Raw genomic sequence first — 11,741 nt, 5'->3', positions numbered from 1 at the left:
AGAACAGACCTCAGCGATAATGCGTTGGCTGACGCGCCGCCTTTGCGCGCGTCGATTGATGAGGGAGCAACGGCGTGGCCGATTCATCCGCAGTCCTGGCTGTTTTGTCTGTTTATATTGCAGGCGTGGTTATTCCCGGACCGAACTTTGTCGCGGTGGCGCACAAGGCGGCCTCGTCGACACGCTCCGAGGCCCTGGCGGTCGTCGCGGGCATCGTCCTGGTCAGCCTGTTCTGGGCGACCTGCGCCATTCTTGGCGTAGGGATTGTGTTTGCTGCATTCCCGTGGATGGCGCTGGTCGTCAAGATTGGCGGCGCGGCGTATCTCATGTGGTTCGGCTGCAGGCTGATCATCAAGGCGCGCGCCGGCGAGTCGGGCATGGCCGAGGCGAGCGTGTCTGGCGGATTGCGCAAGGCATTCGTGCAAGGCTTCGCGACAAACATCACGAACCCGAAGTCGGTGGCGTTTTTCGCCGCCATCTTCGCGTCCGCCACCCCGGCGCATATGTCGCCGGTCACTTTTGCGGCGATGCTTGCAATGGTCGCTTTGGTCGCAACGACGTGGTACGGGTTCGTCGCACTCGTCCTGTCACACGCAGGGATTGCGTCAGGCTACCGCGGGTATCGGGCGTGGATCGACCGCGTCTGTGGCGGGTTGATCGTGGCGCTGGGTGTGCGCCAGTTACTGACGCGCTGAAAACCCATGTGACGAAGGCGAGAGGCGAGGGCGCTACTGAGGCTCTTCGCTTACGGCTGCGAATAGGTACCTTTGTCGGTGACGTGGCGCGTCTTCTTGTGCTTTTTATGTTTGGGCGGCGGTGCGTGCCGCGACGTGTTGCCGCTTCCCGACATGGACGTCTGTCCCTCGCCGAAGTGGTAAGTCTCCGCCAGTGCGGCGGTCGAGATAAAGGCAAAAGCGCTGAGGGTCGAGGCGATCACTATGTGCGTAAGCTTCATTGTGCGGACGTTTGGAAGTTGAGGTACATCAGCTTAAACCAAATGAGCCAAACCGCCGCTGACGCACCTCATTGCTTCGCTGTTACTTGCGAAGCGGCTTGTCCTGCATGAACCAGGACAACGCAAACGCAAGCAGCACGACCGCTCCGGCGACGAGAAACACCACATGCATCGATCCGGCGAACGCATTGAGATAGGTATGGCGGAGAGCGGCGGGAAGATGCTCGACCGTTGTCGGCCCCATCGATCGCGGCAGCTCCGCCCCGGGCGGCATGGTGTCGGCCAGACGCGATTGCAGACCGTTCGTAAAGATTGCGCCGAATGTTGCGACCCCCACCGAACCGCCGATCGACCGGAACAAGGTCGCGCCGGACGTCGCCACGCCCACGTTCTTGAACGGCACCGCGTTCTGCACGGCGAGCACCAGCACTTGCATGACCATGCCGAGCCCGAGTCCCAGCAGGAGCATGAACAGGTACATGGTGTGAAGCGGGGTGGTCAATTGGAGCGTGGACATCAGGAACATGCCGCAGGCGACCAGCGCGGTGCCGCAGATCGGGAACCAGCGGTATTTGCCGATTCGGCTGATCAGGCGGCCACTGATGATGGAGGTGGACAGTATGCCGGCCATCATGGGCAGGATTTGCAGGCCGGCTTGCGACGGCGTCGATCCCTTCGCCACCTGCAGATAAAGCGGCAGGAACGTGATGGCGCCGAACAGCGAAAATCCTACGATGAAACCGATCAGTCCGCTCAGCACGAACGTACGCTCCCTGAACAGCTCAAGCGGCATAATGGGTTCATCGGCGAGGCGTTCTTCGTAGATAAAACCGCCCAGCGTAATGAATCCGAGCACGAGCGTGAACCAGAGCTGCGGCGAACTCCACGGCAGCAGCGTGCCGCCCTGACTGGTAAAAAGGATGATACAAGTGAGCGATGCGGCTAAAAACGCAGCGCCCATGTAATCGATTTTATGCTTCACGTGCGCCACATGCGGTTTGAACACGAGTCCGATCACGATCAGCGCAAGCACGCCCAGCGGCACGTTGATGTAAAAGATCCAGCGCCACGACAAGTGTTCGACGATAAACCCGCCCAGCAGCGGTCCGACGACCGTCGCGAGTCCAAACACGCCGCCGAACAAACCCTGGTAGCGGCCGCGTTCGGCGGGCGGAATGACGTCGGCAATGGCGGCCATGGTCACGACCATCAAGCCGCCGCCGCCGAGCCCCTGCAACGCGCGCAACACGATCAGCTGGGTCATGTCCTGCGCGACGCCGCACAGGACGGAGCCCGCAAGAAAAATGAGGATTGACGCCTGAATGACGACTTTGCGGCCAAACAGATCGCCGAATTTGCCGTACAGCGGCACGACAATTGTCGACGTAAGCAAGTACGACGTGACAACCCACGACAGGCTTTCGAGCCCGCCCAGCTCGCCCACGATGGTGGGCAGCGCTGTTGAAACAATGGTCTGGTCGAGCGCCCCGAGCAGCATGACGAGCAGCAGCGCCGTGAAGAGCAGCCGGATGGGAGGCCGCTCTTCAACGACAGGAAATGCGACAGAGGGTTGCAGGGAATCCATTCAGCCGCCCGATGAGATTAATTAATGTTGGAGTTAATATTAGGCGACACCATTCCCGGGGTCAATTGCCACTATGACTAAAGATGTAACCGATCCTTCCGAACATTCCGAATCCGCCGTCCCCGGCGTCCCCGCCGAGCCGCCGAAGGCCGGCCGCCGGCCCGGCCGGCCGACCGGCGCGCAGCACGGCGAGCCGCGGGCGCTGCTGCTGGACGTGGCGCTGGTGTTGTTTGCCCGCCAGGGAATCATGGAGACCACGCTCGGCGCGATCGCTCGCGAGGCGGGCGTGACGCCGGCCATGGTCCATTACTACTTCAAAACGCGCGATCAACTGCTGGACGTGTTGATCGACGAGCGATTCGTGCCCTTGCGCGCCGAACTCGGCCGTGCGTTCGCCGACTCGGACGCGGAACCGGCGGAGGCGTTACGCGCATTCGCGGAGGGTCTTATCGCTGTCTGCGAGCGGTATCCGTGGTTTGCGACGCTATGGGTTCGCGAAGTCATCAGCGAGGGCGGTTTGCTGCGCCAGCGTATTGCCGAGCGTTTTGGCGATGCCAACAAGAAGGCATCGATTGCACGTATCGCGCAGTGGCAGAAGGAGGGCAAGCTCAACTCGCACCTGGAGCCGTCGTTGCTGTTTGTGTCGCTATTCGGATTGACCGTGTTGCCGCTGGCGGTGACTTATCCGTCGGCTGAGGAGAGCGGCGGCTGTGCACCCAGGCGCGACCAGATCGCGCGGCACGCAGTGGCAATGCTGATGCACGGGATTGGGCCGGCCGGTTGATTTTCGCTCGCGCCGGTGGACGGGTTTGGGGGTTTTGGTCCGATAAATTCGAGCGCAAGAGCGTGATTGTTGCGATGGCGGTTACGGCGCGCGTCTTTTGCGCCCGGTGACCGTGCCCTGGCTCGCCCGGATTGCACGGCGATTTATCAAATAGCAACTAACTGTCTGCCGGGCTCGCGTCCGCGAGCTTCCACAATCTCATTTCTCCCGGCTCGCGGCTTCTTCGAACCGCCGCGACGCTTCTTCCACGTCCTGTCTGAACTGCGCAAGCGCAGTCAGGCTGGCAGCGGGGGGCTGCAGCGCGGTCCACAGCACGTCGATGAGTTCATCCGCGGTTGTATCGATCTGAGCCTGACTCAGATGCCGCCTGGCGAGTGTCGCGTCCCACAGCACGTGTTCCATTGGCCCGAAGATCAGCGAGCGCATCAGCCGCAACGGCAAGTCGGCCCGCACCTGGCCAACCGTCTGGCCGTGAGCGAGCACGTTCATCAGCGGTGCGGTATAGCGGCGTTGCAGGTCGGTAAGCGTGTCGCTGAGATCATGGTGTTTCGTCCGCCCTTCCGATAAAACCAGCGCGCACAGCCCCGTCCCGTTCACCAGCATCAGCCGCAAATGCGTCCTGACGATAAACGCAAATTGCTGGCGCACGCTGCCGTCGCGCGGCAGTCCGGTTTCGAATGCGTCGATGATCTCGTCATACCAATCCGCGATCACCCGCGCGCACAACTCCCGCTTGCCGCTGAAATAGCTGAATACGGTAGCCTCTGAAATCCCGGCGCGCTGGGCGATCTCGGCGCTCGTCGCGGCGTCGTAACCTTTTTCGGCGAAGACGTCCCGGCCGGCCTGAAGAATGTCCTTCACGCGCTGCTGCGACTTCACGCCGGCGGGCGTGCGGCGATTTCCGGTGACGGGAGTGGAGGACATAAGAAGGCGTGCACGATGATGAACCAGATGTGAGCGTAGCTCAAATCCCTATTGACGGGAAGGGGTATTCGGCGTGAAACTCCCGTCCATCATGGAAATTCCCGAGTGTGAGTTCGACTCAAGATTTGAGTCGAACATTTGGTCCTGCCAACACCACGCTGCCGACCTCAAGCCGATACACCGAAGAAGGAGACCCGCATGAACGACGTACCCGGTCTGAATTTCGCCCTGGGCGAAGACATCGACATGTTGCGCGATTCGCTTGCCAATTTCGCCGCGAAGGAGATTGCGCCGCGCGCCGCTGAAATCGATAAAACCGATCAGTTCCCGATGGACCTCTGGAAGAAATTCGGCGATCTCGGTGTGCTTGGCATGACGGTCTCCGAAGAGTACGGCGGTGCGAACATGGGTTATACGGCGCACATGGTCGCGATGGAGGAGATTTCGCGGGCGTCGGCGTCGGTAGGGTTGTCGTATGGCGCGCATTCCAACCTGTGCGTGAACCAGATTCATCGTAACGGCACCGAAGCGCAGAAGCGCAAATATCTGCCGGGGCTGGTCTCGGGCGAGCACATTGGCGCGCTGGCAATGAGCGAGCCGAACGCCGGATCGGACGTGGTCAGCATGAAGCTGCGCGCCGATGAAAAGGGCGATCACTACGTGCTCAACGGCACGAAGATGTGGATCACCAACGGGCCGGATTGCGACACGCTCGTGGTATATGCGAAGACGGATATTGAGGCCAATGCGAAGGGCATTACGGCGTTTATCGTCGAGAAGGGCATGAAGGGGTTCTCTGTCGCGCAGAAACTCGACAAGCTCGGCATGCGCGGTTCGCATACGGGCGAACTCGTGTTCGAGAACGTGGAAGTGCCCAAGGAAAATATCCTTGGAGCATTGAACGGGGGCGTGAAGGTGCTGATGAGTGGCCTCGACTATGAACGCGCGGTGCTGGCGGGCGGCCCGACGGGCATCATGGTCGCGTGCATGGACGCAGTCGTGCCGTACATCCACGACCGCAAGCAGTTCGGTCAGGCGATTGGCGAATTCCAGTTGATCCAAGGCAAGGTCGCCGATCTCTATACGACCTTGCAGGCGTGCCGCGCGTATCTCTACGCGGTTGGACGTCAACTTGATACGCTCGGTGCAGGTCATGGCCGCCAGGTTCGCAAGGATTGCGCGGGCGTGATTCTCTACACGGCTGAAAAGGCGACGTGGATGGCCGGCGAGGCGATCCAGATCCTGGGCGGCAATGGCTATATCAATGAGTATCCGGTGGGCCGTCTGTGGCGCGATGCGAAGTTGTATGAGATCGGCGCGGGCACGAGCGAGATTCGCCGCATGCTGATCGGCCGCGAACTGTTCGCTGAAACAGCTTGAGCGAGCGGACCAACTTATGCCGATCATCGAATCGAAACTGAATCCACGCAGCGACGAATTCCGTGCGAACGCGGCGGCGCTTGAAGCGCTTGTCGCGGACCTGAAGGAAAAGGTCGCGAAGATCGCGTTGGGCGGCGGTCAAGCTGCCCGCGACAAACACATGTCACGCGGCAAGCTGTTGCCGCGTGACCGCATTGCCCAATTGCTTGATCCGGGCACGCCGTTTCTCGAGTTGTCGCAACTGGCCGCCTACGGCATGTACAACGACGACGCCCCTGGGGCCGGCGTGATTACGGGCATTGGCCGGATTGCGGGGCAGGAGTGCGTGATCGTCTGCAACGACGCAACCGTGAAGGGCGGCACGTACTATCCGGTGACGGTGAAGAAGCATCTGCGGGCGCAGGAGATCGCGGAAGAAAACCGCTTGCCGTGCGTGTATCTCGTCGATTCGGGCGGCGCGAATCTGCCGAATCAGGACGATGTATTTCCCGATCGCGATCACTTCGGCCGCATCTTTTATAATCAGGCGAACATGTCGGCGAAGGGCATTTCGCAGATTGCCGTGGTGATGGGGTCGTGCACCGCGGGCGGCGCCTATGTGCCGGCGATGAGCGATGAATCGATCATCGTGAAGAACCAGGGCACGATTTTCCTGGGGGGGCCGCCGCTGGTGAAAGCGGCAACGGGCGAAGAGGTCAGCGCCGAAGATCTGGGTGGTGGCGATGTCCACACGCGGCTCTCAGGCGTGGTCGATCACCTCGCTCAAAACGATGCGCATGCATTGGGGATTGCGCGCAGCATCGTGGGCAATCTGAATCGCGTGAAGGTTTCGCCGGTGGCGCTTAAAGAACCGCTGCCACCGCGTCATGATCCGCATAGCTTGTACGGCGTGATTCCGGCAGACACCCGCAAGCCGTTCGACATTCGCGAAGTGATTGCGCGCATTGTCGACGACTCCGCCTTCGATGAATTCAAAGCGCGTTACGGCACGACGCTCGTATGCGGGTTTGCGCATATCTGGGGGCATCCGGTCGGCATCATTGCGAACAACGGCATCCTCTTTTCGGAGTCGGCGTTAAAGGGTACGCACTTCATTGAGCTGTGCTGCCAGCGCAAGATCCCGCTCGTGTTCCTGCAGAACATCACGGGTTTCATGGTCGGGCGCAAGTACGAGAACGAAGGCATCGCGCGCAACGGCGCGAAGATGGTGACAGCCGTTGCAACGGCGAAGGTGCCGAAGTTCACGGTGATTATCGGCGGCTCGTTTGGTGCGGGAAATTACGGCATGTGCGGCCGCGCGTATTCGCCGCGTTTCCTCTGGATGTGGCCGAACGCGCGCATTTCCGTGATGGGCGGCGAGCAGGCCGCGTCCGTGCTCGCGACTGTGCGCCGCGACGGCATAGAGGGCAAGGGCGGTACGTGGTCGAAGGAAGAGGAGGAAGCGTTCAAGTCGCCCATTCGCGAGCAGTACGAAGTACAGGGGCATCCGTATTATGCGAGCGCACGCCTGTGGGATGACGGTGTGATCGACCCGGCGCAGACCCGCGATGTACTGGGGCTTGGGCTGGCGGCCTCCATGAATGCGCCTATCGAGGACACGCGTTTCGGCGTGTTCCGGATGTGATCTTGCAGAGCTGTCGACTGGACTTGGCCCTTCAGCGCCTGGTCCAGTCCCATGCAGGGCTGACCTCTTTCTTCCAGGCTTCGTCATGTTCAATAAAGTACTGATTGCGAATCGCGGTGAAATTGCGTGCCGTGTGGCTGCGACCTGCAAACGATTAGGCGTGGGCAGCGTGGCCGTTTATTCGGACGCCGATGCAGAGGCGAAGCACGTCGCCGTCTGCGATGAAGCCGTGCACGTAGGTGGAGCGGCTGCGTCCGAGAGTTATCTGCGGATCGAAAAGATTATCGGCGCGGCGCTTGCAACCGGCGCGCAGGCGGTGCATCCGGGGTATGGGTTCTTGTCGGAGAACGAGGACTTTGCTTGTGCTTGCGAGAAGGCCGGGCTGGTGTTCATCGGCCCGCCGGTCGAGGCGATCTCCGCGATGGGGTCGAAGGCCGCGGCCAAGGCGCTGATGCAATCGGCGTCCGTCCCTCTCGTGCCGGGTTATCACGGCGACAGCCAGGACCCTGCATTGTTGCAACAGGAAGCCGATGGCATGGGCTATCCGGTGTTGCTGAAAGCAAGCGCGGGCGGCGGCGGCAAGGGCATGCGCGTGGTCGAGAAAAGTGCGGATTTTGCGTCGGCGCTTTTGTCATGCAAGCGCGAGGCCGCAAGCAGTTTCGGCAATGATCGTGTGCTGATCGAAAAATATCTGCAGCGCCCGCGGCATGTGGAAGTCCAGGTGTTCGCAGATCAGCATGGCAACGCCGTGTATCTCTTCGACCGCGATTGCTCGGTGCAGCGCCGCCATCAAAAGGTGCTGGAAGAAGCGCCCGCGCCGGGCCTCTCCGACGAAGTCCGCCGCGCGATGGGCGAAGCCGCGGTCGCAGCCGCGCGTGCGGTGAATTACGTGGGGGCGGGCACGGTCGAATTCATCATGACCGGCGATGGCCAGTTCTATTTCATGGAGATGAACACGCGGCTGCAGGTTGAGCATCCGGTGACCGAAATGGTGACGGGGCTCGATCTGGTCGAGTGGCAACTGCGCGTGGCGAGCGGCGAACTGTTGCCCTTGTCACAGGACCAGTTGAAGGTCGGCGGCCATGCGATTGAAGCGCGTATCTACGCGGAGAATCCGTCGCGCGGATTCTTGCCGTCGACGGGTACGCTCAAGCATCTGCGTTTGCCCGACGCGGTCGAATTTCAGTTGAACGGTAACGTGCGCATTGATAGCGGCGTGCGTGAAGGCGATACCATTACCCCGTTTTACGATCCGATGATCGCCAAGTTGATCGTGCACGGCCGCGATCGTGACGATGCGTTGTTGCGCATGGCGCTGGCGTTGAAACAATGCGAGGTGGTGGGCCCATCGACGAATATCGAGTTCCTGCATCGGATCGTGCTGAGCGAACCCTTCTCGACCGGTGATCTCGATACCGGTCTGATCGAACGTCATCACGACACGTTGTTCGCGCCATCGGAGGTGCCAAAAACACAGGCGCTCGCGTTGGCTTGCGCCGCGCTGCTCACGCGTGAAGGCGGCGAGGCGCATGGTGTGTCGCCGTGGGATGCGTTGTCGCATTGGCGCATGAGCGGTGGTTACACGCAGGCGTTGAACTGGCGCCTGGTTGGGTCGGACGATGAAATTCTGGCCGTCTTTACCCGCGATTCAACGTCAGGCCGCGCCGATAACAAACAACTCGAACTGTTTGGCGAAACGCTTACGTTCGACTGGTCCCACGGGGATGAGCCGCATGCATTCGTCGTACTGATCGGCGATAAGCGGATCAAGGGGCGGGTGTTTGTCGACGGCGACGTGTTCCATGTGTTTTACGCGGGGGCGTCGCTGGCGTTCGAATGGCAGAACCTGCTGGCGCATGCCGCCGATGCCGAGCATGGCGAAGGCCGCCTGACCGCGCCCATGCCGGGCAAGGTGATCGCGGTGCTGGTGGAGGCGGGCGCGGTGGTCGAGAAGGGCGCGCCGCTGCTGGTGATGGAAGCCATGAAGATGGAGCACACCATTGTTGCGCCGGCGGGCGGCACGGTGGGCGAGATCCTGTTCAGCGTTGGCGACCAGGTCACCGATGGCGCCCAGCTATTGGTGATGGAAGTGCAGCCCGCGAAATGACGCTGCACATGGTTTCGCGCGTCATTTCGTCTTGAAGCGTCCGATCAGTGTTTCTTCAGTTTCCGTCTTCACGATAATCTCCACGCGCCGGTTCAACGCACGCCCTTCGGGCGTGTCGTTGGTCGCGATCGGTTGCAGGAACGCAATCCCTTTTGTCTTGATACGCGCAGCGGGAACGCCGCGTGCGACCAGTGCATCGCCTACGGCATTGGCACGCGCCGTGGACAGCGTCTGGTTGTAGTCGAACGGGCCGACGTTGTCCGTGTGCCCTTCGACCATGATCGGACGGGTGCTGCGCTTGAGCAGCACGGCTGCGCGGTTGAGCACGGCGATACTGTCGGGGCGCATGGTGGCTTCGTCGAAGTCGAATAGCGCCGTATCCTGAAGACGCAACTCCACGCCCTCGTTCACCGGATGGACGACAATACCGACCTTCTGGTTGAGCGCTTCTTCTTTTGACCGGTTCAGGCCGGACGCGCATCCGGCAAGCAAGGCCGTTGTTGCGCACGCGTTCACAATCGTTTGAATGGCTTTCACTGCATGTCTCTTGAACGGTTGCCAGGCGAAGGGATTCGATTATAGGGAAACGGAATTGGCCGAGTGTGAAATTAGAACAACACCCGGAAAGCGGGTTGAAAGCGTCTCGGCCTTGATTCTGGCCGATACGGGCCCGACTTACAATGCAGGGTTGGCACTCAGTTGGACGACTCGGTAAGACTGGGACGGAAGCAGGCTTTTAGGTTTTAAGTTAAAGAACAAATAACCAGGGCGTTTCATATGATTCAACGCGATCAAACCTCGGCGGACGAAAAGGACCGCACGCGGCGCCTGCAACGAACCGCGTCGGGGTTGCTGTACGTGGTGCTCGTCGCGGTCGCGATCTGGATGATCCGCGACTTCATTCCTGCGGTGGTGTGGGCGGCCGTCATCGCCATTGCGTTGTGGCCGTTGCTGACCTGGCTCGAGCAGCAGCCAATGTTCAAGCAGCACCGCACCTGGCTTGCCGTGAGCATGACGGTCGTGACCGGGCTGGTGTTCGTGGTGCCGTTTATCCTGGTCGCGGCGCAGGCAGGCAGCGAAGCCCGCGACCTGATCCGCTGGTTTCATGAGTCACTGAGAACGGGCATTCCCATGCCTGATCTTGTCAACCATCTGCCTGCCGGGTCGAAGCAGATATCGGCGTGGTGGCAGGACAATCTTGCTACGCCGCTTGAAACTTCTCCGGCGGTGAAGAACCTTCATAGTGCAACCGTGGTTGCGATGACCCGGCACTTTGGTGGTCGCGTGGCGCACGGACTGGTTGTATTCGGTTTCATGCTCGTCACGCTGTTTTTCCTGTTCAAGGCAGGGTCGAAACTGGGTGAGCAGTTGCTTGAAGCATCGAGGCGCGGGTTTGGTTCGGACGGCGCGTCGCTTGCGCGGCGCATGGCCGAGTCGGTTCGCAGCACGGTGACCGGGCTGGTGGTGGTGGGTCTGGGCGAGGGAGCGATGCTTGGCGTGGCTTATGTCGCGACCGGCGTACCGCACGCCACGTTGCTGGGCATGCTGACTGCCATTGCCGCGATGCTGCCTTTCTGCGCGCCGGTTGTGTTTATCGGCGCGGCGCTGTGGCTGCTTTCGCAGGGCGCGATGGTGGCGGCAGCCTGTGTCGCGGTGTTCGGGTTTGTGGTGGTGTTCGTGGCCGAGCACGCTGTGAGGCCGGTGCTGATCGGCGGCGCGGCGAGGTTGCCGTTTTTGCTGGTGCTGTTCGGAATTCTGGGTGGGGCGGAGACGTTCGGCGTGGTCGGGTTGTTTATCGGACCGGCGTTGATGACGATTCTGGTTGTACTGTGGAATGACTGGGTGCATTGAAGCAATGTAAGCACCGCTGCGGCAGGCAGGACGAAGTCTCGGAATAGCTGCTCTAAGCGTTACCTGCGCTCGGCCGGAGCCATGCCAGAACGGTCCGGCCCTCTGGCTGGTAGTGCGTTCCAAACCGCACCAGACCGCGCTTTTTCAGATGGCAGGTCATTTCGTAGCTGACCACCATCCCCGGTTGCGCGGGCATCAATTCCAAGTCTATTGAACGGATGCGCGGCTCATAGACCAGCAGCGTGGCTTCCATCTGCGCCTTGAGCTGATGTGCTGACACGGGCAGGTTCCTGTAGACCGTGGTCAGGTCGGGGAGCCCATAGTTCGGCAGGTGCTTGAGCGTTCCCGCGCGAGTATTCAGGATGCGCCTGAGATTCTCCAGCACGCTCAATATCTCGAGCGTGTTGTCGTCGTGGTCATCCAGTGCATCGCCGTTGATGTGACCGAGCAGCATGTCGTAAAGGGAAGGGCCGGATCTTGTCATGGCGTCAGCCGGGGCAGGTTGACCAATTGCACATCGAGCGATTTCCC

At 60.9% G+C, this 11,741-nt stretch carries 11 protein-coding genes; 6 read left to right on the top strand and 5 right to left on the bottom strand.

Annotated elements, in window-relative coordinates:
* Positions 1 to 74: 74 nt before the first annotated feature.
* Positions 75 to 695, top strand: coding sequence for a LysE family translocator (locus AWB69_RS22035; RefSeq protein WP_062088718.1), 621 nt, complete (start codon positions 75 to 77; stop codon positions 693 to 695).
* A 50-nt stretch (positions 696 to 745) separates the two neighbouring features.
* Here the strand turns inward: AWB69_RS22035 and AWB69_RS22030 are convergent, their stop codons facing one another.
* Together AWB69_RS22030 and AWB69_RS22025 are read right to left on the bottom strand one after the other, a co-directional pair.
* The gene (locus tag AWB69_RS22030) at positions 746 to 955 is read right to left on the bottom strand and encodes a hypothetical protein (RefSeq protein WP_156528929.1); all 210 of its coding nucleotides are present in this window, start codon (positions 953 to 955) and stop codon (positions 746 to 748) included.
* Positions 956 to 1,037: 82 nt separating this feature from the next.
* The gene (locus tag AWB69_RS22025; RefSeq protein WP_062088715.1) at positions 1,038 to 2,540 is read right to left on the bottom strand and encodes an MDR family MFS transporter; all 1,503 of its coding nucleotides are present in this window, start codon (positions 2,538 to 2,540) and stop codon (positions 1,038 to 1,040) included.
* Between the two features lie 73 nt (positions 2,541 to 2,613).
* Between AWB69_RS22025 and AWB69_RS22020 the strand changes: the two genes are divergently transcribed.
* Positions 2,614 to 3,324: a TetR/AcrR family transcriptional regulator gene (locus AWB69_RS22020; RefSeq protein ID WP_062088713.1), complete on the top strand. Its 711-nt coding sequence runs from the start codon at positions 2,614 to 2,616 to the stop codon at positions 3,322 to 3,324.
* 198 nt (positions 3,325 to 3,522) lie between these two features.
* On the opposite strand, the gene AWB69_RS22015 is transcribed toward AWB69_RS22020, so the two are convergent.
* A complete protein-coding gene (locus tag AWB69_RS22015; RefSeq protein ID WP_062088711.1) occupies positions 3,523 to 4,248 on the bottom strand; it encodes a TetR/AcrR family transcriptional regulator in 726 nt (241 codons plus the stop codon).
* Between the two features lie 198 nt (positions 4,249 to 4,446).
* On the opposite strand from AWB69_RS22015, the gene AWB69_RS22010 reads away from it, so the two are divergent.
* From AWB69_RS22010 to AWB69_RS22000, 3 genes are all read left to right on the top strand, one after another.
* Positions 4,447 to 5,628, top strand: coding sequence for an isovaleryl-CoA dehydrogenase (locus AWB69_RS22010; protein WP_062088709.1), 1,182 nt, complete (start codon positions 4,447 to 4,449; stop codon positions 5,626 to 5,628).
* Positions 5,629 to 5,644: 16 nt separating this feature from the next.
* Positions 5,645 to 7,252: a carboxyl transferase domain-containing protein gene (locus AWB69_RS22005; RefSeq protein WP_062088708.1), complete on the top strand. Its 1,608-nt coding sequence runs from the start codon at positions 5,645 to 5,647 to the stop codon at positions 7,250 to 7,252.
* Positions 7,253 to 7,337: 85 nt separating this feature from the next.
* Complete coding sequence (locus AWB69_RS22000) at positions 7,338 to 9,359, top strand: acetyl/propionyl/methylcrotonyl-CoA carboxylase subunit alpha (RefSeq protein WP_062088706.1); 2,022 nt, start codon at positions 7,338 to 7,340, stop codon at positions 9,357 to 9,359.
* Between the two features lie 21 nt (positions 9,360 to 9,380).
* Here the strand turns inward: AWB69_RS22000 and AWB69_RS21995 are convergent, their stop codons facing one another.
* Positions 9,381 to 9,896, bottom strand: a complete 516-nt coding sequence (locus AWB69_RS21995) for an OmpA family protein (RefSeq protein WP_063977873.1) — start codon at positions 9,894 to 9,896, stop codon at positions 9,381 to 9,383.
* A gap of 240 nt (positions 9,897 to 10,136) precedes the next feature.
* Between AWB69_RS21995 and AWB69_RS21990 the strand changes: the two genes are divergently transcribed.
* A complete protein-coding gene (locus tag AWB69_RS21990) occupies positions 10,137 to 11,210 on the top strand; it encodes an AI-2E family transporter (RefSeq protein ID WP_062088704.1) in 1,074 nt (357 codons plus the stop codon).
* A gap of 52 nt (positions 11,211 to 11,262) precedes the next feature.
* Here AWB69_RS21990 and tssE read toward each other — a convergent pair whose 3' ends face one another.
* Positions 11,263 to 11,694 (bottom strand): type VI secretion system baseplate subunit TssE, encoded by a 432-nt coding sequence (tssE, locus tag AWB69_RS21985; RefSeq protein ID WP_062088702.1) that lies wholly within the window; start codon positions 11,692 to 11,694, stop codon positions 11,263 to 11,265.
* Between the last annotated feature and the right edge of the window lie 47 nt (positions 11,695 to 11,741).

It is taken from the genome of Caballeronia udeis (assembly GCF_001544555.2).
In the GTDB taxonomy this organism is placed as follows: Bacteria; Pseudomonadota; Gammaproteobacteria; order Burkholderiales; family Burkholderiaceae; genus Caballeronia; species Caballeronia udeis.
This window is presented reverse-complemented; position numbering and strand designations above follow the sequence as displayed.

Excerpts from the sequence above, each read along its gene's own strand:
- AWB69_RS22030 (WP_156528929.1), bottom strand. The coding sequence starts at position 955 with ATGAAGCTTACGCACATAGTGATCGCCTCGACCCTCAGCGCTTTTGCC.
- AWB69_RS22025 (WP_062088715.1), bottom strand. The coding sequence starts at position 2,540 with ATGGATTCCCTGCAACCCTCTGTCGCATTTCCTGTCGTTGAAGAGCGG.
- AWB69_RS22020 (WP_062088713.1), top strand. The coding sequence starts at position 2,614 with ATGACTAAAGATGTAACCGATCCTTCCGAACATTCCGAATCCGCCGTC.
- AWB69_RS22015 (WP_062088711.1), bottom strand. The coding sequence starts at position 4,248 with ATGTCCTCCACTCCCGTCACCGGAAATCGCCGCACGCCCGCCGGCGTG.
- AWB69_RS22010 (WP_062088709.1), top strand. The coding sequence starts at position 4,447 with ATGAACGACGTACCCGGTCTGAATTTCGCCCTGGGCGAAGACATCGAC.
- AWB69_RS22005 (WP_062088708.1), top strand. The coding sequence starts at position 5,645 with ATGCCGATCATCGAATCGAAACTGAATCCACGCAGCGACGAATTCCGT.
- AWB69_RS22000 (WP_062088706.1), top strand. The coding sequence starts at position 7,338 with ATGTTCAATAAAGTACTGATTGCGAATCGCGGTGAAATTGCGTGCCGT.
- AWB69_RS21990 (WP_062088704.1), top strand. The coding sequence starts at position 10,137 with ATGATTCAACGCGATCAAACCTCGGCGGACGAAAAGGACCGCACGCGG.
- tssE (WP_062088702.1), bottom strand. The coding sequence starts at position 11,694 with ATGACAAGATCCGGCCCTTCCCTTTACGACATGCTGCTCGGTCACATC.